18 protein-coding genes are annotated in these 22,138 nt (G+C 65.9%); 6 read left to right on the plus strand and 12 right to left on the minus strand.

Going from position 1 to position 22,138, the window contains the following annotated elements:
* A partial coding sequence (locus ACT86A_RS25600) for a hypothetical protein (RefSeq protein WP_445094773.1) occupies nucleotides 1-228 on the plus strand: 228 nt, incomplete at its 5' end.
* 44 nt (nucleotides 229-272) lie between these two features.
* Here the strand turns inward: ACT86A_RS25600 and ACT86A_RS25605 are convergent.
* The 5 genes from ACT86A_RS25605 to ACT86A_RS25625 form a co-directional block, all read right to left on the minus strand.
* Complete coding sequence (locus ACT86A_RS25605; protein ID WP_445094774.1) at nucleotides 273-743, minus strand: hypothetical protein; 471 nt, start codon at nucleotides 741-743, stop codon at nucleotides 273-275.
* A gap of 482 nt (nucleotides 744-1,225) precedes the next feature.
* On the minus strand, nucleotides 1,226-1,543 hold the full coding sequence (locus ACT86A_RS25610) for a HEAT repeat domain-containing protein (RefSeq protein ID WP_445094775.1): 318 nt from the start codon (nucleotides 1,541-1,543) through the stop codon (nucleotides 1,226-1,228).
* 595 nt (nucleotides 1,544-2,138) lie between these two features.
* Entirely contained in the window at nucleotides 2,139-2,885 is a 747-nt protein-coding gene (locus ACT86A_RS25615) for an SDR family NAD(P)-dependent oxidoreductase (protein WP_445094776.1), read from the minus strand.
* A gap of 67 nt (nucleotides 2,886-2,952) precedes the next feature.
* A complete protein-coding gene (locus ACT86A_RS25620) occupies nucleotides 2,953-3,276 on the minus strand; it encodes a hypothetical protein (RefSeq protein WP_445094777.1) in 324 nt (107 codons plus the stop codon).
* 30 nt (nucleotides 3,277-3,306) lie between these two features.
* The gene (locus tag ACT86A_RS25625; protein ID WP_445094778.1) at nucleotides 3,307-4,251 is read right to left on the minus strand and encodes an NADP-dependent oxidoreductase; all 945 of its coding nucleotides are present in this window, start codon (nucleotides 4,249-4,251) and stop codon (nucleotides 3,307-3,309) included.
* 293 nt (nucleotides 4,252-4,544) lie between these two features.
* Here ACT86A_RS25625 and ACT86A_RS25630 point away from each other — a divergent pair, with 293 nt between their 5' ends.
* Entirely contained in the window at nucleotides 4,545-4,736 is a 192-nt protein-coding gene (locus tag ACT86A_RS25630; protein ID WP_445094779.1) for a hypothetical protein, read from the plus strand.
* Between the two features lie 118 nt (nucleotides 4,737-4,854).
* On the opposite strand, the gene ACT86A_RS25635 is transcribed toward ACT86A_RS25630, so the two are convergent.
* The 7 genes from ACT86A_RS25635 to ACT86A_RS25665 form a co-directional block, all read right to left on the minus strand.
* Nucleotides 4,855-5,940 carry an LppU/SCO3897 family protein gene (locus tag ACT86A_RS25635; protein ID WP_445094780.1) on the minus strand — a complete coding sequence of 362 codons (1,086 nt, stop codon included), beginning with the start codon at nucleotides 5,938-5,940 and terminating at the stop codon, nucleotides 4,855-4,857.
* A gap of 942 nt (nucleotides 5,941-6,882) precedes the next feature.
* Nucleotides 6,883-10,158 (minus strand): protein kinase domain-containing protein, encoded by a 3,276-nt coding sequence (locus tag ACT86A_RS25640; protein WP_445094781.1) that lies wholly within the window; start codon nucleotides 10,156-10,158, stop codon nucleotides 6,883-6,885.
* Nucleotides 10,159-10,545: 387 nt separating this feature from the next.
* Nucleotides 10,546-11,298, minus strand: a complete 753-nt coding sequence (locus tag ACT86A_RS25645; protein ID WP_445094782.1) for an SDR family NAD(P)-dependent oxidoreductase — start codon at nucleotides 11,296-11,298, stop codon at nucleotides 10,546-10,548.
* A gap of 46 nt (nucleotides 11,299-11,344) precedes the next feature.
* Complete coding sequence (locus tag ACT86A_RS25650; protein ID WP_445094783.1) at nucleotides 11,345-13,180, minus strand: flavin-containing monooxygenase; 1,836 nt, start codon at nucleotides 13,178-13,180, stop codon at nucleotides 11,345-11,347.
* 19 nt (nucleotides 13,181-13,199) lie between these two features.
* On the minus strand, nucleotides 13,200-14,006 hold the full coding sequence (locus ACT86A_RS25655) for an alpha/beta fold hydrolase (protein WP_445094784.1): 807 nt from the start codon (nucleotides 14,004-14,006) through the stop codon (nucleotides 13,200-13,202).
* Nucleotides 14,007-14,055: 49 nt separating this feature from the next.
* The gene (locus tag ACT86A_RS25660; RefSeq protein ID WP_445094785.1) at nucleotides 14,056-15,000 is read right to left on the minus strand and encodes a zinc-binding dehydrogenase; all 945 of its coding nucleotides are present in this window, start codon (nucleotides 14,998-15,000) and stop codon (nucleotides 14,056-14,058) included.
* Between the two features lie 54 nt (nucleotides 15,001-15,054).
* Nucleotides 15,055-16,269 (minus strand): cytochrome P450, encoded by a 1,215-nt coding sequence (locus ACT86A_RS25665; protein WP_445094786.1) that lies wholly within the window; start codon nucleotides 16,267-16,269, stop codon nucleotides 15,055-15,057.
* 500 nt (nucleotides 16,270-16,769) lie between these two features.
* On the opposite strand from ACT86A_RS25665, the gene ACT86A_RS25670 reads away from it, so the two are divergent.
* The 4 genes from ACT86A_RS25670 (at nucleotide 16,770) to ACT86A_RS25685 (ending at nucleotide 22,123) form a co-directional block, all read left to right on the plus strand.
* The gene (locus ACT86A_RS25670; RefSeq protein WP_445094787.1) at nucleotides 16,770-18,755 is read left to right on the plus strand and encodes an acetoacetate--CoA ligase; all 1,986 of its coding nucleotides are present in this window, start codon (nucleotides 16,770-16,772) and stop codon (nucleotides 18,753-18,755) included.
* A 29-nt stretch (nucleotides 18,756-18,784) separates the two neighbouring features.
* Complete coding sequence (locus tag ACT86A_RS25675; protein ID WP_445094788.1) at nucleotides 18,785-20,014, plus strand: CaiB/BaiF CoA transferase family protein; 1,230 nt, start codon at nucleotides 18,785-18,787, stop codon at nucleotides 20,012-20,014.
* A gap of 148 nt (nucleotides 20,015-20,162) precedes the next feature.
* Entirely contained in the window at nucleotides 20,163-21,662 is a 1,500-nt protein-coding gene (locus ACT86A_RS25680; protein WP_445094789.1) for a flavin-containing monooxygenase, read from the plus strand.
* Nucleotides 21,659-22,123 (plus strand): nuclear transport factor 2 family protein, encoded by a 465-nt coding sequence (locus tag ACT86A_RS25685; RefSeq protein WP_445094790.1) that lies wholly within the window; start codon nucleotides 21,659-21,661, stop codon nucleotides 22,121-22,123. Before ACT86A_RS25680 ends, ACT86A_RS25685 begins: the two co-directional genes overlap by 4 nt.
* The last annotated feature ends 15 nt before the right edge of the window (nucleotides 22,124-22,138 follow it).

Below are 22,138 nucleotides of genomic sequence, written 5' to 3' on the forward strand. Positions count from 1 at the left end.
GCAGCGGTAATTGTCGCGTTCCGGTGGAAGCCGGACGAACCGGCTACCGCACCGACCTACCTGTTACCCATTGCGACCATCGAGGCGGATCCGGCAACCGGATCCGATGCCCTCATCACCCGGCTCGACCTCTTCCTCGACTCCGACCGGTGGCGTGAACAGCACACCTACGCCATCGGTAACCGGATCGCGGTCGCGATCATGCCCCCACGAGAAGACGGGGAATGATCGGCAGGTCATCACTGTGACGTGCCATGACGGCGCGGCGCAGCTCACTGATGCGGGTACCGCGGCGGAGTGTACGCCGACGCGGGCGGGCTGTGCGGCGGTGCCGGATGTATCGATGGATGTGAGAACTGTGGGGATGCCTGCATCGACGTCGATGCGACCGGTGGTTGGTCTTTCCCTCGAATCCAGCGGCCTGTCGCGGGCATCGCGGCAAGAACCAGAATAAGAATCGCGACAAGCACTGCGAGACCGAAGATGACGGCACCGATCACATCGTGACGAACAAACCACGCGAGGGTTTCGGCACGGTCGGGCACCATCATGGCTGCTCCGAAAATCACCATCACACGACCGGCGATTAGCCTGCACAACAGCAGAATTCCGCCCAAGATCAGCACTATCGCTGCTGTTGTGTTCAACGCGAGTCCAAGCTTTGCCCATAGGCCCGGCCCCCTGCTGTTGAACGACAATCCTTGCCAGGCGGGAATGCTCTCGAGCGCGTTGAGGGTACCCATGGCGAGAGCAAGTATGCCCGCCGTAACGCCCACAGACCGGCTCGGAGACTTCGGATAGCGATAATGCGGGTAGCCGGGCTGACCATATGGGAAGCTCACCGGATCCCCCTTTTCCTGCTCATGGGTGTATACTACCGCGCGACAACCCGGCCCAGCGATTTACCGGCCACCCTCCGCTTATCCTCCCCTTCTTCGAGAGCCCAAGTCGGGAAGGGATTTTCCTGCTCGATTCGAGGTGTCGGCGGCAAAAATCGAGACGCTCCACGTCAATTCGACCTTGGACACCAGTCGGTCCTGCCCATGGGCACCCGTCCACATGCATCACGGGCGAATGCCCCCTCATACCGCGATAACACGCAGTCCGCTTTGCCCGCGATCGGTGTGCTCGAGCCGTACACGATCAGCGGCGGGGCGGTTCGCGGCTGAGCCGTTGGAGGGTTACACCACGCAGCATATGGTGTGGTGAAACCGGTTCGCTGGCTTCAGCTTTCGTCGTAGTGCAGGATCCGCTTCGCGCACCGGCGGTGCCACGGGTTCGTCGAGGTCTGAAACGGCTCGACCTGTTCGCGAACCCCTTGTGCGCGCAGTTTCGACAGCGCTTCCAGGGCGTCTCCCTGCACGGTCGGGTCGTCGAGTTGTGTGAGCGCGATGGTGACGGCGTCGGGGTGGCGTGACTTTCCGAGCCACCTGACGACCATCTGCCGGTCCGCGCCGAAGTACCGGTCACCGGCGATGACGGCCATCTGTTCGAAGTATTCCTTGCCCGCGGGAAGCTGACCGATTCGGCCGGCGCGGGACATCCGATCCTGCTGAACTCGGGCCTACGCCGAGGTCGACCCTTCGGCGGCAGGCTCAGCTGATCAGTAAGACTTCCAGTGGACAGTGACCTTGGTGAAGTCGTGGGCGGCTGGGGGATGGTCTCGACCACTGCGTAGGTCATGTCGGCACGTCGGATGATGCGGTCGCGTTCCGCGAGGTCCGGTGGCAAGGGTCTCTCGTTCAGGACCACGTCGTCCGGGAGGAACAGGCACTCCCCGGCCCAGCCGTTCGTATCCCCGAACACCGAGATCCTGCCGGAGGCAGGGAGGTTCAGATCGAGTTTCGGCAGGGTGGCGAGATCGATGGTGGCGACCTGCTCGTCGTGGCCGTGATCGGCTCCGGGCCAGGCGAATCCGTCCGGTAGCTGTGACAGGCCACCGAAATAGCCGATGATCGAGTCGTCTTCGCGAGCGTGCCGCAGCCGTTCCTCATCCCAGGCGATGCCGTCGCGCAGTGCGACGTGCACCCCCTCGTCCGCGTAGTAGCCCTCCCGGTCGGCGATATGGGCCACCAGCTCCTCGTGCAGGCCCCGACCAACGTAAGCCAGATCAATGGTGTGCACAGTCGGCCCTTCCCTCAGTACATCGCCATGCCGCCGTTGACCGCGGCGGTGGTGCCGGTCATGAACCTGTTGTCCGCGCTGGCGTAGAAGGCCACCGCCTGGGCGACGTCGGCCGGGGTTGCCAGGCGGCCCAGTGGGGTGGCCGCCACCTGCCGCTGTTTCAGATCGTCGTCAAGTCCGTGCGTCATCTTGGTCTCGGCTACCGGGCCTGGCTCGACGACGTTGACCGTGATGCCCGCCGGGCCCAGTTCCTGGGCGAGATACCGGGCGAACTGCGCCAGCGCCGCCTTGGCCGTGCCCAGCGCGATCATGCCCGCCCGCGGTCGGCGGCTCAGACCCGTGCCGAGATAGATGACGCGTCCCCAGCCCTGGTCGGTCATGGTGGGTAGCACGGCCTTGGTAACCACATACGCCGCCCGCATCTCGTCGTCGAGCTTGCCGCCCAACTCCTCCCAAGTCATGTCGTGGAACGGCTTGATCACGTACGGGGTGAGCGCGTTGTGCACGAGTACGTCGACGCCGCCGCCCCAGGCCGCCCGGATCTGCTCGATCATGCGGTCGACCGCCGCCACGTCGCGCACGTCGGCCTGCACGGCCATGGCCTGGCCGCCGGCGGCCTCGATTTCGGCCACGACATCCTTGGCTGCCTGGCCGCTGTGCAGGTAATCGACCACAACGCGCATTCCGCGTTCGGCCAGCAGGCGCGCGGTCGCCGCACCGATTCCGCTGCTGGACCCGGTCACCAATGCCACCCTGGTCATGATTCGACCTCCTGTTCACGAATTGCCCCATAGCGGATGGTGTCGACGGTCATTCGCAATGGCGAGTTCAGCAGCCGTTCTGCCGCGCCGGTGACGAGGAGACGCGAGAGCGGATATCGGCGGCACGTAGCCCGGCAAAGACGAAGAAGCTGGGTTGGCTGGTGCGCGGTTTCGACGAACAGAAGTGGGCAGCGGAGTGTTTCGAGTTGGTCGTCGAAGGCAGTGCGGCAAGTTCGGGCAGCGTGCGCAACTGCTGGAGCATCTTCTCGGCACGAGCGGGCAGGTTGTTAGGTGATCGGCGAGTGCCAAGTTCATCGATTGCGCCAAGGCTGTCAATGAAGGAGAGACCGAGTCGGGTGTGAAAGACCGCAAAACCCAGGGTGATCCACAAGCGGGGAAAACCGTCGCTGTCCTCGAGCCCTCACGGACGAACGCGGATGATCGTCTTCCCATTGATCCGCTCGGTCGGGTTGAAGGCGGCGACGGCATCGTCGAGGGTCGCGACTTGGCCGATGTGCGTCCGCAGCCGTCCGTCCCGCACCCGCCGCGCGATCTGACCCAATTGGGCGCGATCGGACACGACAACGAAGTCGACCGCCAGTGCGTTGGTCGGCCGTGCCTCGGGCGGACCTGCGACAGTCACGAATGTACCTCCGGCTCGAACCAGACCCGCGGACCGCCTTCCGATGTCTGCGCCGAAGACATCGAACACCAGATCGACTCCGCCGACATCTTCCATCGCGTCGTTCTCGAGGTCGACGAACTCTTGCGCGCCGAAGTCGAGCGCCGTCTGGCGGTGGGCAGCGCGTCCGGTACCGATGACGTAGCCGCCGGCCTCACGTGCGAGTTGTGTCGCCATCGAACCGACTGCGCCGGCCGCGCCGTGCACTAGGACGCTCTGCCCCGCCTGAAGACGTCCATGATCCAGCAGTCCTTGCCACGCGGTCAGGCCTGTCATCGCGACGCTCGCGCCCACCGTGAAGTCGACGTCGCCCAGCAGTGGCGCAAGGTTGCGCGCCTCGACGACGACATACTCGGCCAGGGTGCCGTCGCGGGTCCAGTCCGTAAGCCCGAATACCCGCTGTCCCACCGACAGCCCCGTCGTGCCATAGCCGAGAGCGGTGACCACTCCAGCCACCTCGTGTCCGGGGATCGACGGCGTCCGGTCACGACCGAGGCGATCGATCCAGGTCGACGGCCACTCCAGTTCATTCCCGGTGAATCCCGACGCATGAACTTCAACGACAACATCGCCGTAGTTCGCGCGCTCGAGACCGGCGAGCCCCGCCGCGTCCGGCTCGGGCCGCTCCGTCAGCGTCATCCCCGCCGTTCCAGCTGCCCGGTCCATGACCACGATCGCTTTCATCCGACACCTCCCTGCATCCAGTCTTGCCTGGGCAACATGTACCGGCCGGCCACAACTAGACGACATCATCCAGCGTAGTCCAGAGCCTCCGCTCAGCAAATAGTCAGCAACCAGGCCGTGAGATCGCGCGGCCGGCACGCCTTCGAGCGGGGAACACACACGATGGCCGATGGCCCAACTGCTCACCGCCGCCGCTCGCACCGGCAGGACTGCGGGATCTACCCGAATGCGTGTGGCCCGCAGCGCTTTCCGTGACAGCGGATCCGCTGGACGCGATCGTAGGGCGGGCAGCGATGGCTGTGGCGACCGGCCCGGCCGCGATCGTGGTGATGGGGTTCGACGCGTTCGCCGCGGTAGTACGCGCCGAACTGCCGCGCTGGGGCGGGATCCGCGTCAACAGGCACATCCTGGCGTTGGCAGGCAGGGCCGTGTATGTACCGGTTCCATTCCGCAGGTGTGAGGAAATCACCCATGTCGGCACATAGCCGGACACGACATCGCCGAGGTAGCCGACGTTCCATAGCAGCCTTCAGCAGATTCAGTGGACTTGTCCTCGGGCAGGGTGTAGGTGCTCGTCTGCCGGGTGCGGCGCGCGTGTCGGACTCAGCGACGTGCGAGGCAGACCGTTACGCCGGTTGTTACTCCGGCATCCCATGTGATCACCGACTCCGTCCCGGACGGGCAGTTTTTGTCGGGGGATTCATGCCGTTCGATCACGTCGTGCGTGGCTGCGGGATCGGTGCAGTCGACCCGATGCGAGCGCGAGGCGGATCCGGTGCCGCTGACCGAGAGGCAGTCGCCGACTACGGAATACAGTGCGGCGTTCGGATCGGCCGGTCCGAAACAGGCCGTGAAGATGAGATCGGTCTTGTCGTTGTCTGTCATGGAGGACGCGCTCGCGCCGAAGACTTCACGGCACTTCGGTGATTCGGGCCGCACATAGACCATTCTCACCGTGAGGGCCCGTAGCGTGGCCTCGGGACTGTCACATGAGATCAGTCTGCTCAGGTTCCGGTCGGTGCAATCGCCGACCACCGCGCTGTTGATGCTTTTCGGGTCGGTCGGCGCGGCGCACACCACCAGTGTTCGTCCGCCCAGTGAGGGATGAGCGAATGCTTGACGCGCCGATGGATGCGCGCGGCACGCCTGATCGGTGACGGGGATCTGACGGTGCAGTTCGGTGGCGACGACCCGAGAGCCGTGCGGACTCGGTTGGCATGGGATGCGGGTTATCGAGTCACCCGCGCCTTTGACGTCTATGCAATCACCGGCCTGCAGCGCGCCGGGATCGGTGGCGTTGAACCTGGTCGGAGCCAGGCACAGTGCTGTCTCGGGCTGTTCGCCCGCAGCGGCGGGTTCGGGCACCGCCTGGGTGGTGTCCTGGAATTTCATGCAGGCGGATGCCACCGGCCACACGATGTCCTCGCGTGCCGCGATCCGGTACTCGACTCGATCGTCGGTGCAGGCGTATTCGACCGGATGATCGGATTCGATTGCGACGCAGTCATTCACGGCCAGCGCGATATCGGTGGAGTGGTTCAGTCGGGCGGCGACGAGAACGGTGGCAGCGGCGAGCAGGACGCCCATGGTGAAGGCGACCGCCGCGAGAGCGAGCCGGTGGTGGCCGATGAATCGCTTCGCCCGCCCCGGCTGCGGAGGCTCTACCGATGGTGGCGGTTGTGTTGACATCGCGTGCTGTGACTGCTGCATGGACGCAGACATCGCTGTCTGATCGGTATGCGTGAACCACTGGTCGTGCACGATGTCCCCCGAGGCTGAACAGAACAGTTTTCGATCCCCGCTCAGTCACGGAGAAGCAGAGCTTAGCTGTCCGGCGGAGAAGGCGGCAAACCCCACCGGTAACGGCTCGACGTGCACGGCTGCCCCATGTTTCGACCAGCCGGCGCCGATACGGCCCATAGTTCCGCAACGAACCCGCATGCGCCGCCGCCTATACCAACGCCACGTACGCGGCGAAGGTCGAACAGCCGGATTCGCGGCGAGCGTTGATGCGGCGTCGACCTGTTCATCGGAAAACGCTGAGCCGGTTTCAGGTGTGGTGTCGAATAGTTGTTCGGGACGTATGCCAGTTGGTCGAGAAGCAGGCGGGCGGCGGCGAGTGCTGACTGGTCGTTCACCAATCCACCTCCGCACCGTCACGGTGGTGGGCTGCGAGGATGGCCGCGAGCACATGGGGTGTATGCAGGCTCACCGATGACCGGCTCATGGCCCGACCATCAGGACCTATCTGCATCCTCGCGAGGTGAGCACCAAACCCGGGGCGGTTCACTCCAGCATGCCGAGGGTCAGCGCATTGCGTGACTCGGGGGAGTCGATTTCCAGAACCAGGATCGAACCGTCCTGTTCTCGTCGTCGGCGAATCATGCCGGGAGGTTCCGGGCGGACATTTCAGCTCCGATCAGATCGCCAATTCCATCTGATCAAGAATAGTCGACTATTAGACTATATCTGCCAGTGGTGTCGGCGCGGACCCGTAGCGACGCGGAGTCCCTGAACGTAATGGCAGTGCCAGGAGAGAAGGCATGGCGGAGTTTCGACTCCCGAACAGGGCGTGTTGACGTAGGCAGCAACAGTTTTCGCGCCGAGACGGTGGGCGGCCGGTCGGTATGGTCAATGGATTTGTCGTTCGGCGTCTTCCGCGGTCCAGGCTGCGATCTGTGCGCGGGAGGTGAATCCGAGTTTGGTGAGGATGTGCGCCACGTGCCCATTGACGGTGCGTGGGGAGATCACCAGTTTCGCGGCGATCTGCTTGTTGGTGAGACCTTGGGCGATCAGGTCGGCGACTTGCCGCTCACGCTTGGTCAGAGGCACGTGCGGACCCGAGGTGAGCGTGGTGTCGGTGGGTTGCTCGCCGAGTGCGTAGGCTACGGCTTGGTCCATCCCCATCTCTCGGCCGTGCCGGAGGGCCGCATCGAACTCGCGGGCCCCGAGGGCGGATCGCGCCAGCCGGACACATTCGTCGTGATCCCGCGGCGTTACCGGGACGGTGCGCGCGACGTTACCCATGGACCGGTCCAGTTCCTGCGCGGCTCCCATCAGCACGACCGCGCGTTCGGCGTCACCGTCGGCGCACGCGATCCAGGCCAGCGCCTCGAGACCCATGGCGGTGAGAATCGGGCTGCGCATCGGCCGGTTGACTTGCAGTGCCTTTTCGAGCAGCTCTATTGCCCGCGACCGCTCACGTTGCTGCCAGAGGGCAACGGCCATGCTCCAAAGCGCGGTCGACCGGAACAGCGATTCGCCGCACGCCTCGGTGACAGAAAGCACCTGCCGGTGACACTCGATCGCTTGTTGAGTGTCATCCGCCAGTTCGTGCACCCAACCGAGCTCGGTCAAGGCAACAACGTAAAGGATTCCTTGCCTATTCGAGCCGAACACGTCGACGGCGCGTTCGAGAGAGGAGGACGCGCGTGCGAGCTCACCGCGGTAGAGCCCCAAGACGCCGTCGGCGAAGGCGATCAGCGCCCGGGTCATCGGGGTGGGAGCCTGTTCAGCGAGGACGTGCCCCTGCTCCAGGAGGGCGGCCGCCGCCTGGAAATCGCCCTGCTGCGTCGCCATGACGCTGCCCGCCTGGAACGCTTTGACCCGGTCGGGTACGGATTGCCGGGCGGAGTGGTTGAGGACCCGGTCGATCCAGCGCCGGCCTTCGCCCTGCAGACCCCGGAACATCCAGAACATCCACAGTGCGGCGGCGGTCCGTAGTCCGGCTTCGGCGACCTCCTCGGTGTGCTCGGCGAGGCTGTGTTCGAGCGCGTCGCGCAGGTTGGGCTGTTCGCGTTGGAGCCTGGCGTTCCAGTAGAGCTGGCGGTCGCTGACGAACCCGGCCTCCGCGTCCAGCGCCAGCCGCTGGTACCAGTCGCGGTGCCGCTGCCGCAGATCCGCGTCTTCGCCGAGCTCCCGCAGCTTTTGCCGTCCGTAGTCGTGGACTGTCTCCAGCATCCGGAACCGCACCACGCCATCCGACTCGTCGCGGATGAGGATCGACTTGTCCACCAGCGAGGACAGCACATCGAGTGGATCGTCCGGGGCCAGATCTTCGCCGCACACCTGTTCGGCGGCGTCGAGTTCGAAGCCACCGGCGAACACCGACAACCGGGCCCACAGCCGCTGCTCGGCGGGGCTGCATAGCCCGTAGCTCCAGTCGACACACCATCGCAGGGTTTGCTGCCGGGTCGGCGCGGTGCGGCTGGCGCGGGTCAGCAGCGCATACCGATCGTCCAGTCGCTGCAGGATCTGCTCGGGCGACATCATGCGCATCCGCGCCGCGGCCAGCTCGATCGCCAGCGGCAACCCGTCCAGCCGGGCACAGATCCGGGCCACCGTGGCCCGGTTGTCCTCGGTCAGCTCGAAATTCGGCACCACCGCGGTCGCGCGGTCGGCGAATAACGTCACCGCGTCGTATTTGAGCAGTCCCCGCAGTGACGGCTCCGGGTCCGGCACCGTCAGCGGCGGCACCCGCAGTACCGTCTCGCCGATGATGTCCAGCGGTTCGCGGCTGGTGGCCACGATCCGCAGGTTCGAGCAGGCCCGCAGCCAGGTTTCTACCAGCTCGGCGACCGCCGCGACCAGCTGCTCGCAGTTGTCCAACACCAGCAGCGACGCCCGCGTCGACAGGAACTCGACCACCACCTCCGGCAACGGCCGCCCCGCATCGTCGCGCAGGCCGAGGGTGGCCGCCACCACGTCGACCAGCAGCGACGGGTCGGACACGTCGGCCAGCTCGATCAGCCATACCCCGTCGGCGAACTCCCGGCGCACCGTCGCCGCGGCCCGCAGCGCCAGCCGGGTCTTACCGACCCCGCCGATCCCGGTCAGCGTCACCAGCCGCGCCGAGGACAGCAAATTCTTCACCTCCGTCAGCTCGGTGCGGCGGCCGACGAAACTGGTCAACTCCAGCGGCAGAGCGCCGCCCCTGGCCGCCGCCGGCGCGGTCGGGGGGCGCCACCCCGGCGTGGCGGGCTTGCGGTCCCCGGTCACACGGACCGGTTCGGCGTGTAGGGCCATTTCGTCGACGATGAACCCACGGTGGCGCTGCGCCCGCCGGATCGCCTCCCCCAGCGCCGCCGCCGACGGCCGCTCGCCGGGGTCGCGGCTCATCGCGGTCGCGACCATCGCGGACACGTCCTCGGCGATACCGTGCTCACGCAGGTCCGGCATCGGCTGGGTGGTGATCCGCAGGAACTGGGTCACCACGTTCTCTCCGCTGCGCCGTTCGAACGCCGCGTGCCCGGTCAGCGCGCAGAACAGGGTGGCACCCAACCCGTAGACATCCGCGGCCGCGGTAGGGGCCTGGCCCTCGAGCACCTCCGGGGCGGTGAACGCCGGAGACCCGGTGACGGTGCCCGCGGTCGTCTGGAACCCCCCGGGGATCCGGGCGATGCCGAAGTCGGTCAGCGCGGGCTCGCCGTAATCGGTGAGCAGAATGTTGCCCGGTTTCACGTCCCGGTGCAGGATGCCGAGCCGATGCGCGCTCTCCAGCGCCCCGGCGATCTTCACCCCGATCCACAACACCGTCTCCACCGGCAACGGTTCCTGCCCGCGGATCCGCACATCGAGAGAATCCAACGGGTGATACGGCATCACCAGGAACGGGCGCCCGCCCGCGGTGGTACCCGCCTGCAGCATCGTGACGATGTTCGGGTGCCCGGTCAGCCGGCCCATCGCCTGCTGCTCCCGGAAGAACCGCTCGCGGTTCTCGGTGTCCAGTTCGGTGGTGAGGATCTTCACCGCCACGGTCCGGTCGAGCTCGGGCTGGGTGCAGCGGTATACCACGCCGAAACCGCCGCGTCCGATCTCCTCGGCATCTTCGAACCCGGCCGTGCTCAGTTCCTCGGTAACCGGCATGGACACGTCACGGACTGTCCGGAACGGATCTTTCTCGCTCATCGGCTGCACACCATCCGCCGGCTTTCCCGGCAACGAGCACACGGGTCAACTCTTCGTTAATGGACAGCGTATTGGACCGTTCCCGGTTCCGTGGACGCGGGGCTGGAAGTCGCCCGGTAGTACGGGAGTTCACAGGTGGACGCGGCGTAGTTTCACCGAAGAGTACAAGGCCCAGGCGGTAGCATTCGTTCTGGACGAGGGTCGGCGGCCCAGGGGCACGCAATAACGGTGTGCACGAGATGACGTCGAGGAAATGGGTGAAGAAGGCCAGGGAGTCCGGCTGCTACCCGCCCGCGTGTCCGATCTGATCGATGTCCGAGCATGACCGGGACATCCACCGGCGAACTGCCGATGCGCATCGCCATGGTGCAGGCTGCCGCGTTGCGTTCAGGGGGTAACGCGTAAGGCACCGTCGAGCCGGATGACCTCTCCGTTCAGCATGGGGTTCTCGATGATGTGCCCGACGAGTGCGGCGAATTCCCGAGGGTCGCCCAGCCGACGTGGGTGCTGGACAGCATCGATCAGTTGTTCGCCGACGGATTCCCGCTGTCCGTTCAGCATCGGCGTATCGAACAATCCGGGCGCGATGCTCACGACCCTGATGCTTGCGGCCGCGAGTTGCCGGGCCGCGGGCAGAGTCAGTGCGGCAACCCCGCCCTTGGATGCGGAATAGGCGACGTTGACACCGTCGAATGCGGCGATGGAGGCCGTGGTGATCACCACGCCGCGGTCGCCGTCCAACGGTTCGGATGCCGCCATCGCCCGTGCCGCGTGCTGTACGACGTTGAAGCAGCCGGTGAGGTTCACCTCGACGATTCGCCGAAACTGCTCGAGTGCCTCCTGCGGTCGTTCGCCGGATACCGGGGTCGGGAGGCTGATCCCCGCCGCGTGGACGACCGCGCGCAGTGGTCCCAGATTCGTGGCCGTCTCGAACGCCGCCCCGAGCGTCTCGGTATCGGTCACATCCGCCGGCTCGAAGCGAATCCGGCCGCCAGATGATTCCGCGACGGTTCCTCCGGTGGACTGCGGAAGGTCGACGAGGACGACGCGCGCGCCCGCCGCGGCGAGATATTGCGTAGTGGCAAGACCGAGGCCGGACGCGCCGCCGGTGACCAGTACTACTCGATCGTGGATTCTCATCCGGCTCTCCCGGCGAAATCGTCGGTGGGAATCGCGGGGGTCTTGGTCACCGTTGGTCCCCAGCTCGGCCGGAACGCAACTCGAGTCCTTCGAAGGTTCCCTGGCGCCACCAGTTTTCGATCATGTCCCAGTACTCGACTTCGGTTCCGTTGTAGATATCGGCAAAAAAGCTTCGCGCGAGCTCGCCCTGCCCGTTGTAGAACCCCGGGGTGCAGGTGGTGAAGTAGGGGAGCCGGGACTGCAGCGCTTGCCTGGTCGTGGCGACCCATGCGTCCTGCGCCGCAAGCGTGGGCTCGAGACTGACGATGCCGTGTTCGTTTGCATAGGCGATGAGACGTGCGGCGTGGCGTGCCTTGCGATCGAGCATGTACACGAAGCTGATCGCGAATGCATTCTGACTCAAGCCGATCTCGACGTAGTTCGGGAATTCGCGGGCGAAGAATCCGTGCAGAGTTCGGTGACCTTCCGCGAAGTGTTCGCGCATGGATATCCCCGCGCGACCGACGATGTCGTATCCGTACCGGCTCGCGGTCGAGCTGCCGGTTTCGAACCCGGTCGCGAAGATGAGGCAGTCGACCTCGTGGTGGACCCCGTCCACCACGAAACCGGACTCGGTGACCCGTTCGAGCCCTGCGGGTGAATGCACCAGTTCGACCGAGTCCGAATTGAAGGCGCGGTAGTAGTGGTCGTTGAAACACGGCCGCTTGCACATCACCCCGTACCACGGCTTGAGCGCCGCCGCGGTGTCCGGATCCTCGACCAGGGCATCTATCAGCTTGTGCGTTCGCAGCACCCGCTGCATATCGGAGATCTCGGCGAGGGCCGCCCGGTCCGCCGGGGGCAGGGATGTCACGGGTATATCGACGAGGTGCTGTCCGGCCGCTGTTGTCGTGATCGATGTCCAGGCGTCGTCGACGAGATCGACGTCCTGTGGAAATCCGTTCGTGATCCTCACGAAATTGTCGATGCGGGCGTCCTGCCAGCCGGCTTCGAGCGGAGCCGCCCATTCCGGGTCGGTGGGGCGGTTGCGCCGGGCCGCGACATTGGTCGGTGTCCGCTGCACCACGTACAGCTTTTTTGCCGACGCCGCAAGGTGCGGCACGGCCTGCACGCCAGTGGCGCCGGTGCCGACGATCGCCACGATTTTGTCCCCGAGCCGGTCCAGCCCACCGTCGGGGCCGCCGCCGGTGTAGCCGTAGTCCCACCGAGTGGTGTGCATGATCTTGCCGCGGAATGTGCCGATACCCGGTACCCGGGGGATCTGCGGTTTGTTGAGCGGGCCATTGGCGCGCAACAGGAATCGGGCCTCGATGGTGTCGCCACGGTGGGTACTGATACGCCACCGGCTCTTCTCGTCGAGCCACCGCGCCTCGGTGACGGTCGTCTGGAACAGCGCGGTCCGGTAGAGGTCGAAGTGGCGGCCGATCCGCTGCGCGTGTTCGAGTACCTCGGTGCCACTGACGAATCGCTTGGTCGGTATGTACCCGGTGTCCTCGAGTAAGGGCAGGTACATATAGGACTCGACATCGCATTCCAGCCCGGGGTAGCGGTTCCAATACCAGGTTCCGCCGAAATCGCCACCCTCCTCGATGATTCGGAAGTCATCGATGCCGTTCTTACGCAGGTGCGCGCCCGCCAGTAGTCCGCCGAAGCCGCCGCCGAGAACAGCCACCTCGACGGTTTCGGCGACCGGGCTCCGTTCGAACGGGACCGACCACGGGTCGGTCGAATCGATAGTGGCGGTGTCGGTGAGTCCGTCGAACTGGTGCACCGAATCTGCGCGCAGGCGTTTCGCACGCTCTTCCGCGAATTTCAGCCGCACCTTCTCGGGATCGAAATCGACCTCGACAGGAGTGCCGGATACCGGCAGTTCGAAAATCACTGGTTGCCTCCTTTCGAGATCAGGCGGTGGGGGCGGTGACCAGATCAGCGAGGAAGGTGCCGATGTGCTGGGCTACGACTTCGGGCCGCTCCTGCGCAAGCGCATGACCTTCGTCGGGAATATCGATGATCGTGCCGTGGGCGAACAGTTCCGCACCGGCGCGTTGCAGGGAGCTGGGGACAGCATCGTCTGCTCCCGGAACGAGAAACAGCCAGGGCTGGGTCACGGCCGCGACGAGGACATCGGAGTTGTCACGCATCGGTTCGGAGGCCGCGAGAGCGAGGCCTGCGGCGGTCATCCCGGCTGCCGACCGCGCCGCGGAACGGATCAGCTCGTCGTGCCCGGGGTGCCGGAACAATGCGGTGAAGGTGGTCAGGAACGCGTCGACCTCGCCGGCGGTGTCCTGGATGGCGGCCAGCCCCGCTCGCGCCGCCATAGGCATTCCGATGGCAGGTACGCCGGCGATCGCGACACCCGCGGCCACCATGTCCGGATAGGTGGCGGCGACCCGCAGTCCGACCGCGTTGCCGAGAGAGTGACCCACCATGACGAATCGATCGATGCCGAGTCCGGAGACGATGGCATGCACGTCGCTGACTATGCGTTCGAAGGTCATATCGGTATCGGCCTGCGCGGACCTGCCGTGCCCGCGCATATCGATGGCGATATGCCGGTGGCCGGGCAGCAGAGCGATGGCGGCTTCGTACAGTTCGGCGTTGAAGGAGAATCCGTGCAGCCACACCAGGGGGAGTGCGGACACGGCCTCGGTGCCTGGTGGGTGATCACGGAAATAGAGAGTGTCGCCGTTGACATCGATGGTTGTCACGTTGTGCTCGCTTTCGAAAGATGACGGGCCAGCTGGGGCTCGGCGGGCCTCATCGGCCGGGCACGAGTAGCAATTTCCCTGTCGCGGTGCCGTTCTGCATGGTCTGGAACGCCACGCCGGCCTCGCTCAGCGGGAAGGATTCATGGATGGGTGGGCAAATTCCATGGCGAAGGCAAAAGCCGATCAGATCGGTGAGTTCGACCCGGGAGCCCAGGGACGAGCCGAGGATCGAGATCTGCTTCGCGAAGACCCACAGAATGTCGACCATCGCCTCGAATCCGCTGGTAGCTCCAGAGACGACCATGGTGCCGCCGGGCTGTAAGCAGTTGATGGAATGGTTCCAGGTTGCCGCGCCGACCGAGTCCATCACGTAGCCGACCTGCTCCGGAAGCCGGGCGCCGGGGTCGAATACCGCGTCCGCGCCGAGGACAGTGGCGAATGCCTTTTTGTCCGCGGATGTCCCGGTGACCCACACTCTGGCGCCGGCAGCGGCGGCCAGCATGATCAGGGCGGTGGACAGCCCGCCGCCGGCGCCTTGGACGAGGACGGTATCGCTCGCCCCGACCCCGGCTCTGGTGAACAGCATCGAATACGCCGTCAGCCACGCGGTCGGCAGGCACGCCGCTTCCGCGGTCGAGATCCCGCTGGGAATCGGAATCAGATTGTCGCGGGGGACGTTGACGTACTCGGCGAAGGTGCCCTGATGCCGCTCGGACAACAACGACGTGCCGTTCTCGTCCTCGACCACCGGGTAGACGAGGACCGCACGGCCGTCTTCGTCCACGCCGGCGGCGTCGCTGCCGAGAATTATCGGGAGGTGGCCGATCGCGGGCCCTACCCCGCTCAGGGCGAACAGATCGTGCCGGTTCGCCGCCGCCGCCTGGACGCGCACCGTCGTCCACCCGTCCGGCGGGTCGGCCAGCGGGCAGTCGCCGTACCGGAGGGCGCTGATCGGATTGCCGGAGTCCGGCTCGCTCAGATAGACCGACTGCATCGGGAAACCTTGGTTCCGTGGGTTGTGATCGTGCTCGGACTGGAGATCGGCCGGTTATCCGCGCTCGGTGACGAACCGGACGGTGAGCTCCTCGGCGCGGGCCGCGTACATCGACCCACCGAACCTCGCGTTGACGATCTCGCAGCCGTCCCATCGGTCGATCAGCGCGCGCAACACTTCTTCCTGCTCCATGAGAGTGATCATCCGGCCCAGGCAGCTGTGGGTGCCGGTCGCGAAATTGAGCAACTGGCCGCTGTTGTGCCGGGTGATATCGAGGCGCCCCGGGTCGGCGAACACCGCGGGATCACGGTTCGCGGCGAAGACATTCGGCCACAGGATGTCCGTCGGTTCCAGTGGGATGCCGTGGTAGTCGAGCGGCTCCTTCGGGGACCTCATGACCGCCCAAACATTCGGGTTGAACCGGGAGAGTTCGAGCACAGCATTGGGGATCAGGCTCGGGTCCTGCTTCATGTGCCGCCACGCCTCGGGATGCTTGGCCAGGGTCAGCAGGTGCAGGTTGAGCTGAGCGTTGGTCGTGTCGGTGCTGCCGAAAAGCGCGAGCCACACCACAGCCATTACGTCATCACCGGTCACCTCGCCGCGGTCCTGGGCCTGAACCAGGAAGGAGAAGAGGTCGTCACCCGGGTAGACCCGGCACGAGGCCAGTTGCCGGTCGATGAGTTGCTTTGCCTCGCCGGCCGACCTCTCGACGATCTCGCGGTACTGCACGTTCGCTGCCTGCGCCATCAGCAGGATGTCCTCGGACCACTGGGCTATTTCGGTCCAGTGGTCCAGCGACACCCCTGCCATCTGGCAGAACAATGTGGACGGGAGCCGGCGGCCGACGGTGTTGTGGAAATCCACCACCTCGACGTCGCGCTGTTCATCGAGCCACTCCGCCACCCAGCGGCGAACATAGGACCGGAGGTTGTTCGCGTTCGTCGCGTTGAACCACGGATTGGCGGCTTTCCTGGCAACGGTATGTGCCGGCCCCTCTCGGTTCTGGAGGGCATTGACGAAGGTCTCGTAGACAACACCGCTGGTGATGCCGACACCGCCCAGCCGGGATGCCACCGAGGCGTTGAACCGCGGGTCGCGCATCACCCGGGCGGATTCGGCGTAGGACAGCGGTTCCAGCCCACGCTGGCTTCGTACGTAGCCGACGCCGTCCCGGTAGCCGGCGTAGACGGCCTCGGCGGCGCGCACACCTCCCTGGAAGTCGTCGGCCGTCAGATCGATTTCCGGAATCGAGTCGAGCGTCAGCGTCATCGTGTCTCCTGATGGTGTGCCGCGATGTGATGCCCGACACGATGTGAGGTGTGGTGGTATCGGGGCGACCGGCACCTTGCCCGGTGCTGGGGACTTCTCCAAGAATCGATCGATGGGTCGGCGGCTCGGCGGCGCCGCGCCCTGTGATTCCCGTGCTCTCGTCGTGGTCGCCGCCCGCGTCGTCGTCGCAGCAGAAGCATCCGTGCGGCCACTGCCCGGACAACCGGAAGCGTCCTGTTCCGGCTGCCGCTGAGGCGGCCGGGTTCTTGGAGAGACCGACAAGGCGCTGTTCGCGTGGTTGCGAGCCGTGACCCTGGTGCGCTGGGGTCACGCGGCGGCACGGCCGGACTCGCACGGAAGCGGTCGTGGAACGGTGGGTCAGCTGCCTCGGTTATCGGGCTCGGCGGCGCGCACACCCGAGCGCGATCATTTGTAGATCGGGACAGGTGCCGGGACCGCGCGGATGGACAGCTCCAGCGTCATTGTTCACCGTGGGGTTCATGGGAACCAGCAGTGAGGGTGCCGGGCCGGTGTGGGTGCCCGACGCCGATCTCGTGGAACAGGCCGCGATGACGCGATACCTGAATTGGGCTGCCGCGCGGACGGGTCGACACTTCGACGGATATCAGGACCTTTGGGAATGGTCGGTGCGCAACAGCGCGGAATTCTGGGAAAGCATCTGGGACTATTTCGGTGTCGAGGGGGCCACGACCTACAGGCGCGTCCTTGGGACCAGGACGATGCCTGGTACGGAATGGTTCCCTGGCGCGTCCCTGAACTATGCGCGGCACGTGTTCCGCGGCCGCAAAGCCGACCAGCTCGCGCTCCAGCACGCCTCGGAAGTCCGCGGTCTGGCCGCCACGACCTGGGGTGAGCTCGAGCGCGAGACCGCCGGAATCGCCCGGACTCTGCGTGCGGCCGGAGTCGGACCGGGTGATGTCGTCGCCGCGTACCTGCCCAATCTGCCGGAGACGGTCGCCGCATTCCTGGCATGTGCGTCGATCGGCGCGATATGGTCCAGTGCCGCACCGGAATTCGGTATCAGAGCTGTGCTCGACCGTTTCACCCAGATCGAGCCCAAGGTGCTGCTCTGCGTCGACGGATACCGATACGGAGGTAAGGATTTCGATCGGCGGCCGATGGTGCGGGAGCTGATCGACGGCCTGCCGACCGTCGAGGTGGTCTTCGGCCTGTCGTACCTCAACGAGGATCCGGTGCCCAGGACCCGGCCGTGGTCGGAATTGTCCGGCGCGGGGGAACCGGGGCAGCTCGAGTTCACCGATGTGCCGTTCGAGCATCCGCTCTGGGTGCTCTACACCAGCGGCACCACGGGCCTGCCCAAAGCGATCGTGCACAGCCAGGGAGGCATCCTGCTGGAGCACCTGAAGATGATGTCGCTGCATATGGACGCTCGGGAGGGTGACCGGATCTTCTGGTTCACCACCACCGGCTGGACGATGTGGAACTTCCTGGTGGGGTGTCTGCTCACCCCGGCCTCGATCGTTCTGTTCGACGGCAATCCCGCCTATCCCGGACCGGAAGTGTTGTGGCATCTGGCCGAGCAGGCCGAAATCACCTGTTTCGGGACCAGCGCCGGCTTTCTCGGAGCCTGCGCCAAATCCGGTATAGCTCCGGCCGAGCAGTTCGATCTCGGGGCGCTGCGCGCTATCGGCTCCACCGGCTCCCCGCTCGCGCCCGAGGTGTTCGACTGGGTGTACGAGTGTGTCGGGAGGGATATCTGGCTCTTCTCTACCAGTGGCGGGACCGATGTGTGCTCGTCGTTCCTGGCGGGCGTCCCGATCCTGCCGGTGCGTCGCGGCGAGCTCCAGGCACCTGCGCTCGGCGTCGCGGTCGCCGCATGGGACCCGCAGGGGCAGCCGCTGCGCGGGGCGGTCGGTGAGCTTGTGGTCACCGAGCCGATGCCGTCCATGCCGGTCCGCCTGTGGGGCGACGAATCCGGCGAGCGGCTGCGCGCATCCTATTTCGATATGTACCCGGGTATCTGGCGGCACGGCGACTGGATCGAGATGACCGAGCACGGCGGGGCAGTGATCCACGGCCGCTCCGATTCGACCATCAACCGCGGTGGTGTCCGGATCGGCACCAGCGAGATCTACCGGGTGCTGACGAACCTGGACGAAGTGGCCGACGCGCTCGTGGTCGATGTACCCCGGCCCGGGACGCACGGCTGGATCGTGCTGTTCGTTGTCCCGCGCGCCGAAGTGGTCCTGAACGAGGAACTGATCCGGACCATCCGTGGCCGGATCCGGCAGGAATGCTCACCCCGGCACGTGCCGGACCGGATCGTCGCGGCTCCCGAAGTGCCGCGGACCCTGTCGGGTAAGCCGCTGGAGGTGCCGGTCAAGCGCATTCTGATGGGCGACGAGCCGTCTTCGGTGGTGAGCCCGGACGCGCTGGCCAATCCGCGGTCACTCGACTTCTTCGTCGAGTTCGCCGTGTCCGCGGAGCTGAGCCCGGCGCGGTGATCACCGGATCGTCGAATCGAGGAGTACCTATGACGGAAACCAGCGATCCCCATGCCGCGGCCGGCGCGGGACCGCTCGAAGGGCTGCGGGTCATCGAGCTCGGGACGATTCTGGCGGCTTCGACCGCGACCCGGATCATGGCCGATCTCGGCGCCGAGGTGATCAAGGTCGAGGCACCGGACCGACCTGATCCGATGCGGCACTGGGGCCGGGGCACCAGTGCCGAAGGCCGGGCGTTGTGGTGGCCGGTGACGGTCCGCAACAAGAAGCTGGTGACCGCGAACCTGCGTACCGACGGCGGCCGGGAGCTGTTCCTGCGGCTCAGCGACAGCGCGGACGTGGTGGTGGAGAACTTCCGGCCGGGCACGCTGGAGAAGTGGGGACTCGGTTACGACCAGCTGTCCCGGGACAACGCGGGCCTGATCTTGGCACGGATCTCCGGATTCGGGCAGACCGGGCCGTACGCGCACCGCGCCGGGTACGCCGCGGTGGGGGAGGCGATGGGCGGCCTGCGCTATATCAACGGCCACCCGGACCTGCCGCCGCCGCGCAGCGGGATCTCGCTGGGTGATTCGCTCGCCGGAATGTTCGCCGCGCACGGGGTGCTGGCAGCACTGCACGAGCGGGTGCGCAGCGGCCGCGGTCAGGTGATCGACGTCTCGCTGGCGGAGTCGTGTATGGCTCTGCTCGAGAGTTCGTTCGCCGAGTACGATGTGCTCGGCCAGATCCGCGAGCCGTCGGGGACCGGGCTTCCGGGGGTGTCGCCGTCAAACCTCTTCCGCTCGCGGGACGGGAAATGGGTGGCGATCGCCGCGAACCAGGATCAGATCTTCCGCAGGCTGTGTGCGGCGATGGGCGAGCCGGAACTCGCCGACGACCCCCGCTACGACAATCACATCGGGCGTGCGCAGAACCAGGCCGAACTGGAAGCGCACGTCGCCGACTGGGCCGCCCGGCACGACGCGGAGGAACTGGATACGATCCTCGCCGCCGCCGAAGTCGCCGCCGGCCCGGTCTACACCGTCGCGGATATCGCGGCCGATCCGCACTTCCTGGCCCGGAACTCGCTGGTAGTCCATCACGACCCGGCGATCGGCGATTTCCGCTCACCGGGTGTCGTACCGCGGCTGGATCGGACCCCGGGACGAGTGCGGTGGACCGGTCCGTGGGAACTGGGTGCACACAACACGGAGGTCTACCGCGCGCTCGGCGTGGACGACGCCCGATTGAGCGCGCTTCGTGAAGCCGGGGACGTGTGAAACCGCCGCTTTGGAGCGGGGCACAACGGTGGCGCGTTACTCGATCCGAGGACAGCCACCCAGTGACTAGCGTTGCCGCCGATCCGAGATGAAGGGGCAGGAAATGCTGACTCATGGCCGAGGGAGCCCGGATGTACGCGGGCCCCGGGTGGCGATAATCGGTGCGGGATTCGGAGGAGTCGCCGCCGCGGTAAAGCTCGTCACGGCGGGAATAGGCTCGTTCACGGTGTTCGAGAAGGCCGACCGGCCCGGCGGGGTGTGGCGTGACAATACCTATCCAGGCGCCGAGGTCGACACCCCATCGCACTGGTACTCGTATTCGTTCCGCTACTTCGACTGGCCGCGGACCCATGGCAGGCAGCCCGATATCCTCGAGTACATCGAAAGCGTGGTGGACGATTTCGGGATCGGCCCGCATATCCGATTCGGGACCAAGGTCCAGTCACTGATTTGGGACGACGACCGACACGGCTACGATGTGCGGCTGGCGGACGGCACGGTCGAGGAATTCGATGTGGTGATCTCCGCGATCGGGCTGTTCAATGTGCCTCGATACCCGGACTGGCCCGGACTCGACTCGTTCGAGGGGCCGCTCTTCCATACCGCACGCTGGGAGCACCGGCACGATCTGACGAACGCGAGTGTCGCGATCGTCGGGACTGGTTCGACCGGTGCCCAGCTCGCCACCGCGCTGGCGCCCCGTATGAAACAGCTGACAATTTTTCAGCGGGATCCGGGCTGGGTGACCCCGAAGGGCGAACGCGATCTCGACGCGGCCGAACGGGCGCGATTACGCGATCCGCGCCGTTACCGGATGGAGCGGTACCGCAGCTTCCTGCGCGAGCAGATCAGGTTCTGGGGCGGAAAACAGATGCAGCCCGGAACCGAACAGAATGCCGTCGCGCAGGCACAGGGCGAGGAGTACATTGCCACGACTTTCCGCGACCGGCCCGATTTGCGTGCGGCGGTGACGCCGAATCATCCGTTCTTCGGAAAGCGCCCGGTCCGGGCCACCGGTTTCTACGAAACCCTGTTGCGGGACAACGTCACCTTTTTGCCCCGCGCGGTGCAGGAGGTCACCCGGCGGGGTTTGGTCGACGCGGACGGACAGGAGCACCCCTTCGATGTGATCGTGCTGGCCACCGGATTCCGGGCCGCAGAGTATCTGGCGGAGATCGATCTCCGGGGTAGGCACGGCCGGTCCATCCACGAACGCTGGAACGGGGAACCGGACGCGTTTCTCGGTATCACGGTGCCGGAATTCCCGAACTTCTACATGCTGTTCGGACCCAACACCAACATGGGGACGATCGTCTACAACCTGGAGACCCAGGCGGACTACGCGGTGCGCGATATCAAGCGGATGCGCCGCACCGGCGTGACGGCGATCGAGACCAGGGAGAGTTTCCACGCGCTGTACAACCGGTGGCTGCAGCGCGCACTCGGCAAGACGGTATGGAAAACAACGCCCAGTTACTACAAGACACCGTCCGGAAGGCTGGTCGTGCCCTTCCCCACCGCCATGGTCGTCTACTGGGCGCTCACCCGGCTCGCGAGGCGGATCTCGGCCCGGGAACGTCGCCACCGTCGTCCGGCCCGGCACAAGAACGACATAAGGCTGCCGGGCGCCGTCGAACCAGCCGCGTGACAACTCGACTGCGCATGGAACCGGAGAGCTATATGAAATACGGCAGCGCGGAGGACCGCCTGTGCATCGCGGATCTGTTCAGCAGATACGCCTGGGGCATGGATCGGGTGGATCGCACCGCATTCGAAAGTATTTGGACCACGGACGCGGTCTGGACAGCAGAGGGCGTGGATATCCACTGCGTCGGTCTCGCCGCGATCATGGCGTACTTCGACGCGACGTCGGCGACCCGGGTCCCGGTGCCGGGCGTGGGGGGCTGTGTCCGCTTCTGCTCGACACCGATCATCGATTTCTCTGACGCCGATCACGCGGCGTCGAGGTCGGAGCTGGTGGCCTTCCGGAACACCGGGACCGCGGTCGCGCCGTATTCGATCGGATACTACGAGGACGCGCTCGTCCGGGTGGACGGGCGCTGGCTGATCCGCCATCGCACGATGGTGGTCAATCCGCCTGCGGCCTGATCGGGCGCTGATCGG

This window comes from Nocardia glycosmidis, assembly GCF_052545115.1.

What these genes read in the sequence shown, in the direction of transcription:
- ACT86A_RS25610 (WP_445094775.1), bottom strand. Translation starts at nt 1,543, where the DNA reads ATGTCCCGCGCCGGCCGAATCGGTCAGCTTCCCGCGGGCAAGGAATAC.
- ACT86A_RS25625 (WP_445094778.1), bottom strand. Translation starts at nt 4,251, where the DNA reads ATGAAAGCGATCGTGGTCATGGACCGGGCAGCTGGAACGGCGGGGATG.
- ACT86A_RS25665 (WP_445094786.1), bottom strand. Translation starts at nt 16,269, where the DNA reads ATGACGCTGACGCTCGACTCGATTCCGGAAATCGATCTGACGGCCGAC.
- ACT86A_RS25630 (WP_445094779.1), top strand. Translation starts at nt 4,545, where the DNA reads ATGGCTGTGGCGACCGGCCCGGCCGCGATCGTGGTGATGGGGTTCGAC.
- ACT86A_RS25635 (WP_445094780.1), bottom strand. Translation starts at nt 5,940, where the DNA reads ATGTCAACACAACCGCCACCATCGGTAGAGCCTCCGCAGCCGGGGCGG.
- ACT86A_RS25660 (WP_445094785.1), bottom strand. Translation starts at nt 15,000, where the DNA reads ATGCAGTCGGTCTATCTGAGCGAGCCGGACTCCGGCAATCCGATCAGC.
- ACT86A_RS25640 (WP_445094781.1), bottom strand. Translation starts at nt 10,158, where the DNA reads ATGAGCGAGAAAGATCCGTTCCGGACAGTCCGTGACGTGTCCATGCCG.
- ACT86A_RS25615 (WP_445094776.1), bottom strand. Translation starts at nt 2,885, where the DNA reads ATGACCAGGGTGGCATTGGTGACCGGGTCCAGCAGCGGAATCGGTGCG.
- ACT86A_RS25605 (WP_445094774.1), bottom strand. Translation starts at nt 743, where the DNA reads ATGGGTACCCTCAACGCGCTCGAGAGCATTCCCGCCTGGCAAGGATTG.
- ACT86A_RS25645 (WP_445094782.1), bottom strand. Translation starts at nt 11,298, where the DNA reads ATGAGAATCCACGATCGAGTAGTACTGGTCACCGGCGGCGCGTCCGGC.
- ACT86A_RS25670 (WP_445094787.1), top strand. Translation starts at nt 16,770, where the DNA reads ATGGGAACCAGCAGTGAGGGTGCCGGGCCGGTGTGGGTGCCCGACGCC.
- ACT86A_RS25675 (WP_445094788.1), top strand. Translation starts at nt 18,785, where the DNA reads ATGACGGAAACCAGCGATCCCCATGCCGCGGCCGGCGCGGGACCGCTC.